18 protein-coding genes and 1 tRNA gene are annotated in these 17,462 nt (G+C 66.0%); 6 read left to right on the forward strand and 13 right to left on the reverse strand.

Annotated features, from left to right (window positions below):
* The first annotated feature begins 109 nt into the window (after positions 1–109).
* The gene (locus MUK71_RS13070; RefSeq protein WP_227902359.1) at positions 110–1,114 is read left to right on the forward strand and encodes a DNA-3-methyladenine glycosylase family protein; all 1,005 of its coding nucleotides are present in this window, start codon (positions 110–112) and stop codon (positions 1,112–1,114) included.
* Positions 1,115–1,175: 61 nt separating this feature from the next.
* On the opposite strand, the gene MUK71_RS13075 is transcribed toward MUK71_RS13070, so the two are convergent.
* Complete coding sequence (locus MUK71_RS13075) at positions 1,176–2,825, reverse strand: AMP-binding protein (RefSeq protein WP_227928730.1); 1,650 nt, start codon at positions 2,823–2,825, stop codon at positions 1,176–1,178.
* Between the two features lie 117 nt (positions 2,826–2,942).
* On the opposite strand from MUK71_RS13075, the gene MUK71_RS13080 reads away from it, so the two are divergent.
* The gene (locus MUK71_RS13080; RefSeq protein ID WP_227902361.1) at positions 2,943–3,233 is read left to right on the forward strand and encodes a putative quinol monooxygenase; all 291 of its coding nucleotides are present in this window, start codon (positions 2,943–2,945) and stop codon (positions 3,231–3,233) included.
* Between the two features lies 1 nt (position 3,234).
* Here MUK71_RS13080 and amt read toward each other — a convergent pair whose 3' ends face one another.
* The 6 genes from amt to MUK71_RS13110 form a co-directional block, all read right to left on the reverse strand.
* Complete coding sequence (amt, locus tag MUK71_RS13085; protein WP_227928728.1) at positions 3,235–4,827, reverse strand: ammonium transporter; 1,593 nt, start codon at positions 4,825–4,827, stop codon at positions 3,235–3,237.
* Between the two features lie 274 nt (positions 4,828–5,101).
* Positions 5,102–6,322: a formaldehyde dehydrogenase, glutathione-independent gene (gene fdhA, locus MUK71_RS13090; protein ID WP_227902363.1), complete on the reverse strand. Its 1,221-nt coding sequence runs from the start codon at positions 6,320–6,322 to the stop codon at positions 5,102–5,104.
* Between the two features lie 209 nt (positions 6,323–6,531).
* Positions 6,532–6,933 (reverse strand): thioredoxin, encoded by a 402-nt coding sequence (trxA, locus tag MUK71_RS13095; RefSeq protein ID WP_227902364.1) that lies wholly within the window; start codon positions 6,931–6,933, stop codon positions 6,532–6,534.
* 34 nt (positions 6,934–6,967) lie between these two features.
* Complete coding sequence (locus MUK71_RS13100; RefSeq protein WP_227902365.1) at positions 6,968–7,435, reverse strand: MarR family winged helix-turn-helix transcriptional regulator; 468 nt, start codon at positions 7,433–7,435, stop codon at positions 6,968–6,970.
* A gap of 95 nt (positions 7,436–7,530) precedes the next feature.
* Positions 7,531–7,612: transfer RNA gene (locus MUK71_RS13105), tRNA-Tyr, on the reverse strand.
* Positions 7,613–7,728: 116 nt separating this feature from the next.
* Positions 7,729–8,100 (reverse strand): hypothetical protein, encoded by a 372-nt coding sequence (locus tag MUK71_RS13110; RefSeq protein WP_244802780.1) that lies wholly within the window; start codon positions 8,098–8,100, stop codon positions 7,729–7,731.
* A gap of 109 nt (positions 8,101–8,209) precedes the next feature.
* Between MUK71_RS13110 and MUK71_RS13115 the strand changes: the two genes are divergently transcribed.
* Entirely contained in the window at positions 8,210–8,701 is a 492-nt protein-coding gene (locus tag MUK71_RS13115; RefSeq protein ID WP_227902367.1) for a YajQ family cyclic di-GMP-binding protein, read from the forward strand.
* A 99-nt stretch (positions 8,702–8,800) separates the two neighbouring features.
* On the opposite strand, the gene MUK71_RS13120 is transcribed toward MUK71_RS13115, so the two are convergent.
* From MUK71_RS13120 to MUK71_RS13130, 3 genes are all read right to left on the reverse strand, one after another.
* Positions 8,801–9,478 (reverse strand): histidine phosphatase family protein, encoded by a 678-nt coding sequence (locus MUK71_RS13120; protein WP_227928724.1) that lies wholly within the window; start codon positions 9,476–9,478, stop codon positions 8,801–8,803.
* A 41-nt stretch (positions 9,479–9,519) separates the two neighbouring features.
* A complete protein-coding gene (gene htpX, locus MUK71_RS13125; protein WP_227902369.1) occupies positions 9,520–10,392 on the reverse strand; it encodes a zinc metalloprotease HtpX in 873 nt (290 codons plus the stop codon).
* A gap of 126 nt (positions 10,393–10,518) precedes the next feature.
* Complete coding sequence (locus MUK71_RS13130; protein WP_227928722.1) at positions 10,519–11,790, reverse strand: MFS transporter; 1,272 nt, start codon at positions 11,788–11,790, stop codon at positions 10,519–10,521.
* Between the two features lie 143 nt (positions 11,791–11,933).
* On the opposite strand from MUK71_RS13130, the gene MUK71_RS13135 reads away from it, so the two are divergent.
* Positions 11,934–12,677 (forward strand): MBL fold metallo-hydrolase, encoded by a 744-nt coding sequence (locus MUK71_RS13135; RefSeq protein ID WP_227928843.1) that lies wholly within the window; start codon positions 11,934–11,936, stop codon positions 12,675–12,677.
* A 40-nt stretch (positions 12,678–12,717) separates the two neighbouring features.
* Here the strand turns inward: MUK71_RS13135 and MUK71_RS13140 are convergent, their stop codons facing one another.
* Positions 12,718–13,407, reverse strand: coding sequence for an esterase/lipase family protein (locus tag MUK71_RS13140; RefSeq protein WP_227928721.1), 690 nt, complete (start codon positions 13,405–13,407; stop codon positions 12,718–12,720).
* 65 nt (positions 13,408–13,472) lie between these two features.
* The gene (locus MUK71_RS13145) at positions 13,473–14,195 is read right to left on the reverse strand and encodes an alpha/beta fold hydrolase (RefSeq protein ID WP_244802781.1); all 723 of its coding nucleotides are present in this window, start codon (positions 14,193–14,195) and stop codon (positions 13,473–13,475) included.
* 225 nt (positions 14,196–14,420) lie between these two features.
* Here MUK71_RS13145 and MUK71_RS13150 point away from each other — a divergent pair, with 225 nt between their 5' ends.
* On the forward strand, positions 14,421–14,876 hold the full coding sequence (locus tag MUK71_RS13150) for a Fur family transcriptional regulator (protein WP_227902374.1): 456 nt from the start codon (positions 14,421–14,423) through the stop codon (positions 14,874–14,876).
* A 53-nt stretch (positions 14,877–14,929) separates the two neighbouring features.
* A complete protein-coding gene (locus MUK71_RS13155; RefSeq protein ID WP_227928717.1) occupies positions 14,930–16,420 on the forward strand; it encodes a catalase in 1,491 nt (496 codons plus the stop codon).
* 158 nt (positions 16,421–16,578) lie between these two features.
* Here MUK71_RS13155 and MUK71_RS13160 read toward each other — a convergent pair whose 3' ends face one another.
* Entirely contained in the window at positions 16,579–17,427 is an 849-nt protein-coding gene (locus tag MUK71_RS13160; protein ID WP_231709953.1) for a prenyltransferase, read from the reverse strand.
* Positions 17,428–17,462 lie beyond the last annotated feature (35 nt).

Consider the following 17,462-nt stretch of genomic DNA (forward strand, 5'->3'; position numbering starts at 1 on the left):
CTTATCCCGAATCAGGACAGCCGGGGCGGAACGCAGCGTAGCAAATCCCACACCCGGTCCGGCCCTCCGGGAGGCCCGGACCGGGGGCCGCGCGTGCAACCATAGGTGCATGTCCTTCACCGCAGCTGTTCCCGTGGTGCCGGCTGCACTCCGGCCGCTGCCTTCGGGCCCGTCCGGCGCCGCGGCTGCTTATTGGGAGTCACCGGCACCGTACTGCCTGCAGACCTCGCTGCGCATCCTGGTCCGCGGCAAACAGGATCCCACCATCCGGCTCGGTGACGGCGTTGCGTGGCTGGCCTTCCTTACTCCCGAGGGCCCGGCAACTCTGAATCTGCGGGAAGAACCCGTGCCCGCTCCCGGTGCCCGGATACAGGCCCGGGCATGGGGTCCCGGCGCACGCTGCGCGCTCGCGTCGGTGCCTGACCTGCTGGGTGAAAAGGATGACTGGTCCGGCTTCGACGACGAGGATTTCCGTGCCGGCCTGCCGCGCATGGTGCGCGAAACCCGCCGGCGGAACCTCTCGCTCCGCCTGCCCAGCACGGGCCGCATCATGGATTCCCTGATTCCCGTGGTCCTGGAGCAGAAGGTCACGGTGCTGGAGGCGTACTACGCGTGGCGCTATCTGGTGACCCGTTACGGAACGGACGCCCCGGGACCGGCGCCCGCCGGCATGAAGGCGGCACCGGCGCCGCAGACGTGGCGGCGGATCCCGAGCTGGGACTGGCACAAGGCCCGCGTTGACCATTCCCGTTCCACCACCATCCTCCGGGCCTGCTCACTGGCATCCGGTCTGGAGCGCCTGGCGGGTGTCCCGCTTGGGGAGAACCTGACCTCGAAACTCTGCTCGGTCCCCGGCATCGGAGCCTGGAGTGCTGCGGAAATCACCCAGCGCACGCACGGCGCACCGGACTCGGTATCCGTGGGCGATTATCATCTCGCCGCCTACGTGGGAGCCGCCCTGACCGGCCGCCGAACCGATGACGCAGGCATGCTGAAACTGCTTGAACCCTGGCGCGGGCACCGTCAGCGGGTAGTACGGATGATCATGCTCAGCGGGTACCGCAAGCCCGTTTACGGGCCGAAGCTGGCGCCGATGGACCACCGCCGCCGCTAAGTCCGGTTCGTGCACCCACCCCGGCCGGGACACTGCCGGGTGCGACAGGAGAGCCCGCTCGCTAGGGCATTGCCGGCCCGGTGCCGGCCAGCCTGCCGACGGCTTCCTCCCGCATGGCGACCTTCCGGATTTTCCCTGACACCGTCATTGGGAAACTGCCCCGGATCTGCACGTATTTGGGAATCTTGTAGTGCGCCAGCGCTCCGCTGCAGAACTCCGCAATAGAGGCGGTGTCCGGTGCCGGTGCGCCCGGAACGGGGATGATGCAGGCCATGAGTTCCTCGCCGTAGCGCTCATCCGGAATGCCGATGACCTGCACGTCCTGGATGTCCGGATGGGTATAGAGGAACTCCTCGATCTCGCGCGGATAGATGTTTTCTCCACCGCGGATCACCATGTCCTTGATCCGGCCCTCGATGCTGACATAGCCTTCCTCATCCATCCGGGCCAGATCGCCCGTGTGCATCCAGCCGTCGGCGTCAATGGCCTCAGCCGTGGCGTCGGGCTGGTTCCAGTACCCGGTCATCACGCTGTAGCCGCGGGTGCACAGTTCACCGATCGCTCCGAACGGAACCTGTTCCCCGGTCCCCGGGTCCACCACCTGGCTTTCCAGATGCGGCATGGTACGCCCCACTGTCCGGGTGCGGCGGGCCAGTGAATCCCCGCCCCGTGTCATCGTCGAAACCGGGGAGGTTTCAGTCATCCCGTAGCAAATGGCCACTTCGTTCATGTTCATTTCCGCAATGACGCGCTTCATGATCTCCTCCGGGCAGGGCGAGCCCGCCATCACGCCGGTGCGCAGCGTGGAGAGGTCATACCGGTCGAAGTCCGGCAGGCCCAGCTCGGCAATGAACATCGTCGGCACCCCGTACAGGGAGGTGCCTCCGTGCGCCTGGACCGCGGCAAGGGCAGCGCCGGCGTCGAACGTGCGGGAGGGAATCACGGTGGCCGCTCCGTGCGAGAGGGCTGCCAGATTCCCGATCACCATGCCGAAACAGTGATAGAAGGGCACCGGCAGGACCACCCGGTCCGCTTCCGTGTAGTCCAATAGTTCGCCGATGAAGTATCCGTTGTTCAGGATGTTTGCGTGCGTCAGGGTGGCACCTTTGGGGAAGCCAGTGGTCCCGGAGGTGTACTGGATGTTGATGGGGTCCCCGGGCCGGAGCCCGGCCATCCGTTCGGCCACGGCGGCCTCCCCTGCCGCTCCGGCGGCCCTCCCCGCGCGCGCCAGGGCGTTGAAGCTCCCGGCCCCATCACCGGCCAGGTGCACAAGTGCGGTCAGGGACCCGCCGCTTTCAAGCGCGGTCTGCGCCATGGCCGCATAGTCGCTGCGCTTCTCGCTCGGGGCGGTGAGCAGCATACGCATCCCGCTCTGCCGCACCACAAAGTCCAGCTCGCTTTGCCGGTATGCCGGATCCACGTTCACCAGGATTGCCCCGGCCTTGGCGGTGGCGTATTGCGCCACGGTCCATTCGGCACAGTTCGGTGACCAGATGCCCACCCGGTCCCCCGCCCCGATCCCCCGCGCCAGCAGCCCCGCGGCTACTGCATTGACCTCCGCGTTGAATTCGGCATACGTCCACGTCCGGCCGGTGGGGACGTCGATCACGGCAGTGGCCTGCGGAAAGCGCTGCGCGGTGCGTTCCAGGTTGGCACCGATGGTCTCGTCCAACAGCGGGGTATCGGAAGCGGAAGCGGCATATGAGGGCAAGGCAGACTCCTTCGGCTGCGGAACGTAGTGCCGTCACGCTACCAAGAGTTCCGCTTCCTGCGAAGAGACGGCGTGGGGGCAGCCGCACGGCAGCAGGCGGGGTCCTAAGGTAGGGACATGACTGATGCCACCAACCCCATTGAACTCCGTGCCACCCTGGTCCCGAACCCCGGCGAGCGCACCCGGGTCCGGCTTGCCCTGGACATTGCCGTGGAACAGGTGCTCGCCGAGCCCGGCTGCCTGCGCTACGAAGTTGTCGAGGATTCAGAGCAGGAGATAGTCCTTGCCGAACGGTGGGCCTCCAAAGAGGACCTGGACCGCCATGCCCGCGGTCCTGCCTTCCAGGACCTGCAGGAATCGCTGAGCGCCCTGCTCGCCGAACCGTTGAAGGTGGAGCAGGTCCGCTGACTCAGTACGGCGTGATGGCCACGCGGTAGATCGAGTCGGGTTCTGCGCCGAAGCGCTTGAGCACCGCGACGACGGCCTCCTCGTGGTCGTCATCCACGGCTACCTGCACGCGCAGCCAGTCATCGAAGTCCATCCGCCGCTTTTCGCTGCGGAAGGCTTCGGTGCGGATTTTGCCGGTGTATACGGACGCCTCCGCCAGCTCCAGGGAACGCGCTCCTGCCATCAGCAGTGCGTCACGGAGCCCGTCGAGGCGTTCGGTATTAACCACGGCACTGACCAAATGGTTGGGCCGGGGATGCTTCCGCGCCTCGTCGGAGCTACCTCCGCTTGCTGCCCTGCCCGCCGCGGTGGGCCGTGAGGTGATGCCGTTGAGCGAGTAGGCCGAGGCGCCCTGCTGGACGTGGTCCAGGTCCTCCTGCTCCGGCCCCGGCTCGCGCAGCCCCATAGTGCGGGAGATGATGGCCGCGATGATCCAGCTCAGCACGAACGAGAACAGCACAACGCAGACAATGGCAACCACCTGGTGCCACAGCAGCGATCCGCCGCCGCCGGAGAATACGCCGTCAGCGCTGACCGGGTTCACCGTGCTGTCCGCGAAAAACCCCAGAAGGAACGAGCCGAGGACGCCGCCCACAAAGTGCACGGCAATCACGTCCAGGGCGTCGTCGTAACGGAAAACCTGCTTGAGCCGTACGGCCAGCACGCACACACACCCGGCGATCAGCCCGATCAGCAGGGCCGCCCCGGTGCCGACAAAACCGGCGCAGGGGGTGATTGTTGCCAGCCCGGCCACTGCCCCGGAAACAGCGCCCACGAGGGTGCTGTGACCGCTGGTGAGGCGTTCCACCAGCAGCCAGGTCAGCATGGCCGCGGCGCCGGCTATATGGGTGTTGATCAGTGCCTGGGCGGCAATCCCGTCCGCCTGCAGGCCGTCCCCCGCGTTGAATCCGAACCAGCCGAACCACAGAATGCCGCCGCCCACCAGCATCAGCGGGAGGTTGTTCGGCGAGGTTTTCAGGTTGGGCCAGCCCCGGCGGCGGCCCACCACCAGCAGCACCGCAACCGTGGCGGCACCGGCTGAGGCGTGGACCACCATGCCGCCTGCCCAGTCCTGGGCACCGAGTTGGCCCAGCCAGCCCTTCGGATGCCACAGCCAGCGGGCCACCTGGGGATAGACCAAGATGGACCAGGCCGCCAGGAACACCACCCAGCCGGCGAATCGCAGCCGTCCCGCCGTGGCGCCGGTGATCAATGCAGGGGTGATGATGGCGAACATCATCTGGTACGCCACGAAGGCGAGCGCCGGAATGGTCACGCCGGTGGCCACGGTATGGAACTGCGGCGTATCGACGCCGATGAGGGCGAACGCGTCAAACTCGCCGAGCACGGAGTTGCCCTCGTTGCTGAAGGCAAGCGTGTACCCCACCAGGACCCAGGTAACCGAGATGACCCCTAGCGGAATGATGTTCTGCATCATCATGGTCAGCACGTTGCGCACAGGCACCATGCCGCCGTAGAAAAGTGCCAGTCCCGGTGTCATAAAAAGAACGAGTCCGGCACAGACCAGCACCCAGGCGGTATCCGCTCCGTTCATGAGGAGCCTCCCGCCATAATCCGGTTCTTTCCGCTGCTACGGCACATGCTGTCCCCGCTTCCGACTCGTTCATCAGCTGTGAGTATTCAGGTGGCCGGGGCCGCGGAATCCGGCTCCGATGGCCAGATGAGCGTACCGCCGGGCAGATGGGCATCAGAAGAGTGCAGGCGCAGACAACGGCCGGAAGGACCGATTTAGTGTGGTCCCGCCGGCCGTTGCAGGTCGGTCAGCGTCCGCCAGCGGCCGCCCCTCAGCGTCCGTCAGCGGCCGTCCGTCAGTGTCCGGAGAGCATGCCGTTCGGATCAATCACATACTTTCGGGCCACTCCCGAGTCGAACTCGCGGTAGGACTCCGGTGCCTGGTCCAGGCTGATGGGGGTTGCGTTCACTGCCTTGGCTATCTGGACGCGGTCATGCAGGATCGCCATCATCAGTTCCCGGTTGTATTTCATCACCGGACACTGCCCGGTGGTGAAGGACAGGGACTTTGCCCAGCCCGTCCCCAGGTCCAGGCTCAGTGATCCCTTGCGGGCCGCCTCGTCGATTCCGCCCGGATCCCCTGTCACATAGAGGCCCGGAATCCCCAGCGCGCCGCCGGCCGCCGTGACGTCCATCAGCGCATTCAGGACCGTGGCCGGCGCCTCGGTGCTGGAACCGGAACCGTGCCCGCGGGCTTCGAAGCCCACGGCGTCCACTGCGCAATCCACTTCCGGAACGCCCAGGATCGATTCGATCTGGTCCTTCGGGTCCCCCAGTGACACATCCACCGTTTCGCAGCCGAAGCTGCGGGCCTGCTCCAGCCGCTCCTGGTTCAGGTCACCAACGATCACGGCTGCGGCGCCCAGCAGCTGGGCCGAAGCCGCGGCCGCGAGCCCCACCGGGCCGGCGCCGGCAATGTAGACGGTGGAACCGACGCCCACTCCTGCCGTGACCGCTCCGTGGTAACCGGTGGGGAAAATGTCCGAGAGCATGGTCAGGTCCAGGATCTTTTCCATGGCCTGGTCCTTGTCCGGAAAACGCAGCAGATTCCAGTCCGCATAGGGAACCAGGGCGTACTCCGCCTGCCCGCCTACCCAGCCGCCCATATCCACGTATCCGTAGGCGCTGCCGGGCCGGTCCGGGTTCACGTTCAGGCAGATGCCGGTTTTGCGTTCCTTGCAGTTGCGGCACCGGCCGCAGGAAATGTTGAACGGGACCGAAACCAGGTCCCCCACGTTGATGAATTCCACATCCGGTCCGGTTTCCACCACTTCACCGGTGATTTCGTGCCCCAGGATCAGGTTCGGCGGCGCCGTCGTCCGGCCGCGCACCATGTGCTGGTCCGATCCGCAGATGTTGGTGGTGACCACCTTCAGGATCGCTGCGTGGGGAAGCTTCCGTCCGATGTTGGCGGGATTCACTCCCGGCCCGTCCCGTAGTTCGAAGGTGGGGTAGTCGATGTCCTGCACTTCCACTACACCGGGTTCGATGTAGGCAACTCCTCGATTGGAACTCATGGCGGCCTCGCTGTCTCTTGTCGTCGTTGACTGCATGCAGGCGTTCCTCCCCCGGGCAGATCGCCCTTGCGAGTGAGGTTACAACCGGCACGGCGGCGGCGGTAGACAGTAGCGGAAGGCAGCGGCCCTCTCAGCCCGCGGCTACCTGATTAAACGACGGAAGGCAGGCACCCTGTGCGGTGCCTGCCTTCCGGGGAAAACTGCGGGAGCTAGCTCTGGGTGGGCTGTCCGTTGGAGCCTGCGGCACCCTCGCGTTCCTGCGCTGCGATCTGCTCGTGCACGGCCTTCATGTCCAGGCCCTTCACTGCGTCCACCAGTTCACTGAACTGGCTGGCATTGAGGGCGCCGGGCTGGGAGAAGACAAGTACCTTTTCGCGGAACGCCATCAGCGTGGGGATGGAGGTGATGCCTGCGGCGGCTGCGAGCCCCTGCTCGGCCTCGGTGTCCACCTTGGCGAAGGTGATGTCCTCGTGCTGCTGCGAAACGGAGTCGTAGACCGGCGCGAACTGTTTGCAGGGTCCGCACCAATCCGCCCAGAAGTCCACGAAGACGATGTCGTTTTCCTCGATGGTTTCGGGGAAGGTTGCTTCGGTGATGTCGATAGTAGCCATCCTCCAACGCTAACGGGGCTGAAGGGCAATGTCTCTAGCTGTTCGCTGACCGGTGAAGCGGGCCCTGGGCCGGAGGCAGCTCCGTCAGACGGCGGATCACCGGCAATGCAGCCGCCAGCGCGGTCCGGTCCTCCGGACTCAGCTGCCGAAGCAGGTCTGCCATCAGGGCGGTCCGGTTACGGTCTCCTTCTGCCAGCGCCTTGGCGCCTTCGGGGGTCAGGGTGACCCGGACGCCGCGGGAATCAGCGGGATCGGGACTGCGCAGCAGCAGTCCGGCGGCTTCGAGCCGGATGATCTGCTCGGTGGCACTGGGCACCTTCACCCCGAGGTTCCGGGCTATTCCGGTAACCCGCATGCCGTCACCGGCGGCCATTCTCAGGACGCTGATCTGACTGGAGCTCAGGTCTGTATCCGCATCCATGTTGCGGGCAATGTACAGTGCCAGCCGGAGCGATTCGCGAAACCCCTCCGCGAGTTCATCCAGTGCGGGATCGGTCTTCATATTTAGGGACCCTAATGTCTTCGGGGTGGCGGGCGCAAGCACCCGGGATACGGAAAAACCCGCCCTCACCGGTTAGGCGAGGACGGGTTAGCCGGTGGCAGATGAGGGATTCGAACCCCCGTAGGCGTTGCCAGCTGATTTACAGTCAGCCCCCTTTGGCCGCTCGGGTAATCTGCCGAACGTCTTCAAGTGAAGACTTTGTCCGCAGTAACTGCGGGCAAGACAACTTTACCGAAGATTCTCCGAAGTTACGAATCGGGGATTCCACACCGCCTGCAGACCCGCAAAACTGCCTACAGCCCGCGCTCAATCCGGGCCTGGACCTGGGCATAAAAGCGGTCCGCCTGCAGTTGCGTCACGGATCCCCATTCCACCGCGTTCGCCAGATCCGTGCGGACACCTCCGAGCCGTTCGGCAGCGCTCTCGGCGCGTTCGACGTCGGGCTCCGGCAGGGCCGAGGGGCACGGCGCAGGGGCGGACACGGGGCTGCTTTCGGCCGCCCGAGCCGGTGCGGCAGCCGCGGCCCCCAGTCCGGCCGCAGAGGCTGCCGCAAGGAATGACCCGGCGGCGGCTGTGCGGAACCGCAGCGCGGCGGGACGGCGGGGTGAAGGGCGGGGAGTTGGTAACTGCTGGTTTTCCACCCCCTCAGCCTGTCCCATGTCCATGTGACATCACCGGGCGTTTACTGGATACAGGCTGGGAACCGGGCACATCCAGGCGGAGAACCTACTACGCTAAGTACCAGGAAAAGCCACCAACCCGAGGAGTCCAGAGATGGCCAGCGAGTCCACGTTCGACGTAGTCAGCAAGATCGACAAACAGGAAGTAGCCAACGCCCTGAACCAGGCGCAGAAGGAAATTGCCCAGCGGTATGACTTCAAGGGCGTTGGAGCCGAGGTGGACTTCAGCGGCGAGAAGATCCTGATGAAGGCCAACTCCGAGGACCGGGTCAAGGCGGTCCTGGACGTGCTGCAGTCCAAGCTGGTCAAGCGCGGAATCTCGCTGAAGTCCCTGGATGCGGGCGAGCCTTTCGCTTCCGGCAAGGAATACCGGATCGAAGCCTCCATGAAGGAGGGCATCGCGCAGGACCAGGCGAAGAAGATCAACAAGCTGATCCGCGACGAAGGCCCCAAGGGCGTCAAGTCCCAGATCCAGGGCGATGAGCTGCGCGTCAGCTCCAAGTCCCGCGATGATCTGCAGGCCACCATGGCACTGCTGAAGGGTGCAGACCTGGAAGTGGACCTGCAGTTCATCAACTTCCGCTAAAGCGGGTTTTCCGGGGCGTTCCCACTCCCGGGTCAACGACGACGGCGCCGCCTCCGGTTCACTGGAGACGGCGCCGTTCGAGTGTGAAGACCTGTGGTTTTACAGGGCGACGTTGTCCGCCGCCGGGCCGTCCTCACCGAAGTCCTGCAGTGCCTCCCCGCCCACGGGCTCGCCCATCCAGGTAAGCAGCTGCCACGGGCCCAGTCCCCCGCCGGGCAGCTCCGGAGCCTCCATGACAGCCACCCCGGTGTTGCTCAGTGCGTTCTGCACAATAAAGTCCGCCCCCACGTTCTCCGCACGGGCGGTGGCCCAGGCCCGGATGATGGCGCCGTGGCTGAAGATCGCCGGCGTCTTCAGGCCGGCTCCGGCCAGTTCCCGGACCACCGCGTCGAAGCGGGCCAGCGTGGCAGCCCCGTCGGGACCGCCGGGCATCCTCGCGCCGGTATCGCCCTGCACCCACCGGTACACCGTTTTCAGGTAGGTGATGATCGAGTCGCGGTCATTGCGCATTTCCAGCGTCCCGGCCGAGACTTCGCGCAGGCCGTCCCGGATCTGCACCGGCAGGCCCAGGGCAGCCGCCAGGGGCGCGGCGGTCAGCTGCGTGCGGGTCAGGTTGGAGGCGAAGATCCCGTCGATGGGTTCGGCGCCCAGGGCGTCAGGCAGGGCGGCTGCCTGCTCCAGTCCCAGTTCGGTCAGCCCGGGTCCCGGGACACCGGTGTCCAGGAAGTGCCCGATGTTTGACGGGGTCTGGCCGTGCCGGATGAGTAAAAGGCGCATTCCCGAAGCCTACTTCCTCCCCTGCATTCCGGCAGGCCGGCCTAGGAGCCCAGCGCCCGGCCGGCCATCCGCTCCAGCCGCTGGATGCGGTCAGCCATCGGCGGGTGGGTGGCCAGGAGGCCGCGCACGCCGGAGCGGAACGGGTTGGCAATCATCAGGTGGGCGGCATTGGCAAGCTTCTGGTCAGTGTCCGGCAGCGGTGCACGCTGGGTTCCGCTTTCCAGCTTCCGCAGGGCAGAAGCCAGCGCCAGCGGATCGTCGGTGAGCCTGGCACCGTCTTCATCGGCGTCGTACTCACGCGTGCGGCCGATGGCCATCTGGATCAGCGACGCTGCCAGCGGGGCCAGGAGGGCCATGGCGATAGTGGCCAGCGGGTTGGAGTTCCGCCGGTCACCGCCGCCGAAGAACAGCAGGAACTGGCCCAGCGAGGTGATGACGCCGGCAATAGCAGCAGCCACCGACGAGGTCAGGATGTCACGGTTGTACACGTGCATCAGCTCATGGCCGAGCACGCCGCGCAGTTCCCGCTCATTGAGCAGGGCAAGGATTCCCTGGGTGCAGCACACCGCTGCATGCTGCGGGTTGCGCCCGGTGGCGAAGGCATTGGGAGCCATGGTGGGAGAGACATACAGCCGCGGCATGGGCTGGCCGGCCTTGGCAGAGAGTTCCCGGACAATCCGGTACATTTCCGGAGCCTGCGCTTCCGTGACAGGCACCGCACGCATGGCGCGGATGGCGAGCTTGTCGCTGTTCCAGTAGCTGTACGCCGTGGTGGCCAGGCCGATGAGCAGGAAAATCCAGATATATGCGGGGCTGCCCGTTCCGCTGGAAAGGAGGGCGCCAATACCCAGCAGCACGGCGAAGAGCACACCGAACAGCGCCGCAGTCTTGAGGCCGTTGTAATGGTGATGCACGAGGGTCCTTTCAGGCAGGCCACACTGGGCCTGCATCAGTATGGTGAGTCCATACACTTCAACGTTCAACCCGGCCGGGGTGTTCCTGATGCGCCCGGGCCTCATTCCCTCAAGGTTCGGGACCTCTCAGGGCTCGGGATGCAGTGCGTCGTAGCGGGCGAACCGCGGCTGGGTGCGGGCCAGCACGGCCACAAGTGCCAGGCAGATCAGCCCGCCGAGGATTGCGGCCCATCCCTCGCCCGCGAAGGAGGCATTCACGCCGGCAACCAAGTCTCCCAGCCGCGGTCCCCCTGCAACCACCACCACAAAAACGCCCTGCAGCCTGCCGCGCATGGCGTCCGGCGTAGCCGACTGCAAAATAGTGGAGCGGAACACCCCGCTGATCGAATCGGCAATCCCCGCGCATGCCATCGCCACCGCCGCCGGAACCAGCCAGACCGAGGGGACCTCGCCGTCGTTGTGCCCGGCCAGCACCACAACCACACCGAACGCCGTGACGGAAAGCGCCCAGGCCGCCACGGACCAGAGCACCGCCAGCCCCTGCCGGCGGACCAGGCCAAGGGGGCCGGAAAAGAGGCCCGCGAGGAACGCCCCCACAGCGGTGGCTGCCAGCAGCACCCCTACCGTGGTGGCGCCGCCTCCCAGCATCAACGCACCGATGGCCGGCAGCAGTGCCCGCGGCTGGGAAAACACCATGGCGCACAGGTCCACCACAAACGTCATGCGGATATTCGGCCGGGTGCCCAGGAAGCGGAACCCCTCCAGCACCGAGCCCAGCCCCGCCTTCTGCACCTGGCCCACCGGGGGCATCGGGGGAAGCCGGTACAGCGCCCACATAGCGGCCGTGAACGTGACGACGTCGATCGTGTAGGTCCAGCCGTACCCCACGCGGGCCACCAGCACGCCTGCCAGCAGCGGGCCCGCGGTCATGGCCAGCCCGAAGGTCATCATGTTCAGCGCATTGGCGGCGGGCAGGAGCTCCGGGCGGACCAGCCGCGGAATGATGGCGCTGCGGGCCGGCTGGTTGAGGCCGCCCGCACCGGCATTCACCGCTACCAGCACGTAGAGCAGCCAGACGTTGCCCACGCCCGCCCACGCCTGCGCGGCAATACCAATGGTGCTGGCCCACAGCAGCACGGAGGACAGCAGTGCCACCTTGCGCCGGTCATAGGCATCCACAACGGAACCGCCATAGAGCCCTGCGAGCACCAGCGGCACCAGGCCCACCAGTCCGAGCAGCCCCACATAGAGGCTGGACTGCGTCAGTTCGTAAACCTCCAGGCTCACAGCCACGAGGGTGAGCTGGGTGCCGACTGCAGAGAGTGCCGTTCCCGTCCATAACCGGCGATAGTCCGGGCTTTCGCGCAGCGGCGTGAGGTCGGCGAGCAGTCTTGGCACCCGAGCAGTCTAGGGCCGCGGACTGCCGGATTCGGGGCACCACGCGCGCAACGCAATTGGAAGCATGCTTAGGATGGGATGAACGGCCGGCTCTTCGCTGCCGTCCCGATCCGCACGCCGTTCCGCCTCAAGGAGTGATCACCGTGTTTACCCGCAACGTAGCCGATGGAATCCACCGCATTGAGCACGCCTACGTCAACGTCTATCTGGTGGAGGACGGCGACGGCGTGGCGGTGATCGATGCCGGCCTCCCCGGCATGTGGCCGCATTTGACCGGCGCCCTGGATGAACTGGGGTATGGCCCCGGGGATATCCGGGCGCTTGTGCTCACTCATGCCCACTTTGACCATGTGGGCACTGCTGCCCGGCTGCGCCATGAGTACCGCACGCCCATCCTCGTCCACGATGCGGACCGCTACATTGCCGCGCATCCCTACCGCTACGAGCATGAGAACAACCGCTTCCTGTATCCGCTGCGGTACCCCAAGTCGATTCCGGTCCTGGGCACCATGACCGGGGCCGGGGCCCTGAACGTCCGCGGCGTGACGGACGTCCACAGCCTGACCACTGATTCCGGGGACGCCCTTCCCGGCAGGCCCCGGATCCTGCACACCCCCGGACACACTGCCGGGCATGTGGCCCTGCACTTCCCGGACCGGGGAGTGCTGATCTGCGGCGATTCACTGGTGACACTGAACCCCTACACCGGCACCACCGGGCCCCAGATCGTCTCCGGGGCAGCAACGGCCAACAGCCCCGAGGCGCTCGACTCGCTCTCTCTGTTGGCTGAAACAGCCGCGCCGCTGGTCCTCACCGGGCACGGCGAGCCGTGGCGGGACGGCGCAGCCGCCGCCGTGGAACAGGCACTGGCACGCGGAGCCTCCTGACCAGGCCCTCCCGACAAAAGCCTCCTCTGATGCCGGACAGCTACCCGTCGGCGTCCAGCAGCTCCTGTTCGAGTACCGCCAGCAGCCGGGAGTCGCCGATGGGCCGGAAGTGTCCCATGGTTTCCAACTGGATGTTCCGTGCGCCGGCAAGGTGGCTGCCGGCGGGAATATGCGGATCAAAACTGCTGTAGACCGAGGTGATCCGGGCGTTGACGCCCTCATTGCGCAACAGCTGCTGCAGGAACACATTCCGGGGCGAGAACGCCCGGATGCTGGCCAGCGGAAACAGGTTGGCGTAGACGGAACCGGAAAACGGGGTGTTGACGGCGATCATCCGATCCACCCGGCTGCCGCCATCCGGCAGGGTCATCAGCTGCTTGCCAATCAGCCCTCCCTTGCTGTGCGCCACCACCACTACTCCGTGGAGATCCTTCTCCACCAGGTAGCGCTCCACCAGCACGGCTGCGTCGCCGATGCCGCCGCGGTTGTAGCCCAGCGGGGCCACGGTGTGGACCGGATGCCCGCGTTCAAACAGATAATCGGCCAGCGGGCGCAGGAACTGCCAGTTCTCATAAACACCGGGGATCAGTACCACCGGGGCCCGCTCCGGTTCCCCGGGATGCAGATAGACAGACGGGTCGCGGCGGAGGAAAAAGTTGCGCAGCTGCCAGTAGGCCACGTAGGCATAGTCCGAGGCCCAGGCGCCGGCTTCCCGGGCCCATCGGGACATCCGGCCGCTCCGCCGCGGGCGGACACCGGGCGGCGTTTCACGGACCCGGCTCTCCGGTTTCCGCGTCACCGTGCCGGAACCGCCGAGCGCAGCACGGCGGCGGTTTCCACGGGACGGGTATACATCATGACGTGCGGCTGGCCGGGCAGCTCCACCGTTTGGGTGCCCGGCCGGGCCGCTGCCAGACGGGTTACCCAGTCTGCACGGACCACCGGATCCCTGCCGCCGCGCACCAGCAGCACCGGGGCCTGCACGTCCCGGATTCGCTCCTCGATCGGGTGCCGGATCATGGTCGGAAGGGTGGAGAGATACCAGCGCGGCCCGGCCCGCAGGTAGTCCCTGACCAGCATGGCGTTAACCGCGGCCGGCTCGCCCAGGGAGTCCTGCAGCAGCCGCAAAGCCTGCAGCGGTGCTGAGCGTTCGGCATTGTTGATGGTGGGGGCCAGCAGCACCACGGAGGACACTGCCCCGGGAGCGGCGAGCGCCATTTCCACCACCACCTGGCAGCCCATGGAATGCCCTACCCATTGGGCGCCCTGGATGCCGGCCGACTCCAGGGCGCGCACGGCGATCCGTCCGAAATCCTGCATCTGCAGCTGCCTTGCCGGTTTCGGGGCGCTGCCGAAACCGGGCAGCTCAAGGGTGTGGACTGTGGAAGTGTGCACCAGTTCGCGGATCAGCCGGCCAAAGTACCGCTCCGATGCCCCGATTCCGTGCACCAGAACCACCTCTGATCCCGCATCGGGCCGCTCCGGCGTCCCGGCGTCGTCGTAGGTGCGCAGGTCCACCTGTGTATCCCCCACCGCCACGCGCTGGAATTGAGTTTGTGTAACTGCCGGCACTGCTTCCCTGCCTTCCCTGTGTTGCTTCATCGCTGTGCTGCTTCAACACCGTGCTGCCCTGCTGTCTCCCCGCGGCGGATCTTTCCCGGGACCAACGCCCAGCGTACCGGCACGGCAGGTAAGGCGAGACTTATTATGAGTAACTCAGATTAAGCATGTATGGTGGATGCCATGACCGGGACAACAGCAGCAACTGAGGAAACCACCGCCAGGTGGTCCGCTGAGCTGCGCACGCACGGCCGCCGGGTCACCAAGCAGCGCCTGGCCGTGCTTCGCGCCGTCGATACCGCACCGCACACGGTGGCGGACGACGTCGTGGCGGCCGTCCGGACGGACCTGCCGGACATCACCCTGCAGTCTGTCTACGTCATCCTCGCGGACCTGGTGGAAACCGGATTGGTGCGGAAGATTGAACCGCCCAACTCCCCTGCCCGGTATGAAACCCGCGTGAATGACAATCACCACCACGCGGTGTGCACCGGCTGCGGGCGGATCGAGGACGTGGACTGCGCCGTCGGCCACGCCCCGTGCCTCACCCCGGGCAACACCCACGGCATGACAATCCAGATTGCCGATGTGCTCTACCGCGGGCTCTGCACCGACTGCGCCGAAGCAGCAGCCTCCTAGCCCGCCCGAAGACTTTCCTCCACCCTTTTGTCAGCACCAGAGAAAGAACAAGTATGTCCAACTTCACCACCACGCAGACCGGCACCCCGGTTGCCAGCGACGCACACTCGCTGAGCGCCGGCGCCGACGGCGCCATTGCCCTTCACGACCGTTACCTGGTCGAGAAGCTGGCCCAGTTCAACCGGGAGCGGATTCCGGAGCGCATCGTGCACGCCAAGGGCGGCGGCGCATTCGGTGAGTTCGTAGTCACCGAGGATGTCTCCAAGTACACCCGTGCAGCCGTCTTCCAGCCCGGCGCCGTCACCGAGACCGTCCAGCGGTTCTCCTCCGTGGCCGGTGAAATGGGTTCCCCCGACACCTGGCGCGATGTCCGCGGTTTCGCTCTGCGTTTCTACACCACCGAGGGCAACTACGACATCGTCGGCAACAACACCCCGGTGTTCTTCATCCGCGACGGCATCAAGTTCCCGGACTTCATCCACTCGCAGAAGCGCCTGCCGGGCTCCGGCCTGCGCGATGCGGACATGCAGTGGGACTTCTGGACCAACTCCCCCGAGTCCGCCCACCAGGTCACCTACCTCATGGGCGACCGCGGCATCCCGCGCTCCTGGCGTGAAATGCCCGGCTTCGGCTCGCACACCTACCAGTGGATCAACGCCGCGGGCGAGCGCTTCTGGGTGAAGTACCACTTCACGTCCAACCAGGGCAACCACGAAATCACCGGTGCCGAGGCCGAACGCATTGCCGGTGCGGATGCGGACTACTACCGCCGCGACCTGTACGAGAACATTGCCGAGGGCAACTTCCCGTCCTGGGACCTGCACGTTCAGGTCATGCCGTACGAAGATGCCAAGACCTACCGGTTCAACCCGTTTGACCTGACCAAGGTCTGGCCGCACGCGGACTACCCGCTGATCAAGGTGGGTACCCACACCCTGAACCGCAACCCGGAGAACTTCTTCGCGCAGATCGAGCAGGTTGCCCTCTCCCCCGCGAACCTGGTTCCCGGCATTGATGCCAGCCCGGACAAGATGCTGATGGCCCGTATCTTCTCCTACCCGGACGCCCAGCGTTACCGCGTAGGCGCCAACTACAACCAGCTGCCGGTCAACGCACCGAAGGCTCCGGTGAACAACTACTCCCAGGACGGCGCCATGCGCTTCTCCTACAACTCCCCGGAGACCCCGGTCTACGCTCCGAACACGCTCGGCGGCCCGGTGGCCGACGCCGCGCTGGCCGGCGCAGGCAGCTGGGAGAGCGACGGCGCCCTGGTGCGTTCCGCGCAGACCCTGCACTCCGAGGACAGCGACTTCGTCCAGGCCGGTACCCTGTACCGCGAGGTCTACGACGACGCCGCCAAGGAGCGTTTCCTGGAGACCATCACCGGTGCCATCTCCGGTGTGCAGCGCCCGCACATCCGCGAAGCGGCGATCCAGTACTGGACCAACGTTGACGCGACCCTCGGCGAGAAGCTGCGCCTCTCCCTGGCCCAGGGCGAGACCACGGCCAACGAAAAGGCCGAGTTCGTGGGCGTTGTGGAGTAATTTCTCCGTTTACGCTGACGCCGGTTTCCGGTAGTTCCGTATGAAACAGCAGCGGCCGGCCCCTTCGGGGGTCGGCCGCTGCTGTTTTATTCACGCTGCTGTTTATGCACGCTGGCGTTTATGCTCGCTGCTGTTTATTCTCCCGCGGCCCGCTGCGGCTATCGGTTGGGCCAGTAGGCAATGATCAGCAGCGTCACCAGGAAACCGGTGAGGAAGTTCAGTTTCAGGAAGCGTTTCCAGCCGGCATTCGCAGCTCCCGACCCCGCGTCGGTAATCCGAAGGAACGGTACGAGGTTGAGGATGTAGGGCAGGGCCAGCAGCCCGCCCAGTGTTGCCGGCCACGGGGTCAGCAGCATCAGCAGGCCGCCGGCCAGGTACGCGGCTGCGGCCACCCACACCACCGTCCGGGCGCCGAGCACCGTAGCGATGGACCCGATGCCGCCCTCCCGGTCCGGCACCACGTCCTGCACCGCGCCGAAGGCCTGGCTTGCCATGCCCCACAGGAAGAACGCCCCCAGCACGGCCCACAGGCCCGGGGTGAACTCCGCGCCGGCGAGAACCAGCCCGTAAACGGCGGGACTGACAAAGTGCGTGCTGGACGTCATCGAATCCAGGAACGGACGCTCCTTGAACCGCAGTTTGGGTGCACTGTAGGCAATCACCGCAAAAACGCTCACGGCCAGCACCAGCACGGACAGAGCATTGCCCAGCGCCACTAGGACCACCAGGAAGGGAACGTTTGTCGCCAGCGCTGCCCACAGCGTGGTGCGGTGGAAGCTGCGGTCCAGGACGGCACCTTCCACACCACCCTTGCGCGGGTTGTGCAGGTCCGACTCATAGTCGAAGACGTCGTTGATGCCGTACATCGCCAGGTTGTAGGGAATCAGGAAGAACAGCGTTCCGATGACCCATGCGGCGTCGATCCGGCCGGCGGTCAGCAGGTACGCCGCTGCGAAGGGATAGGCGGTGTTGACCCAGGACAACGGACGGGATGAAACCAGCAGCATCCGCAGGGTGGTGCCGGCCGTACGGGTGGCGGTGC

Source organism: Arthrobacter zhangbolii, assembly GCF_022869865.1.
Lineage (GTDB): Bacteria > Actinomycetota > Actinomycetes > Actinomycetales > Micrococcaceae > Arthrobacter_B > Arthrobacter_B zhangbolii.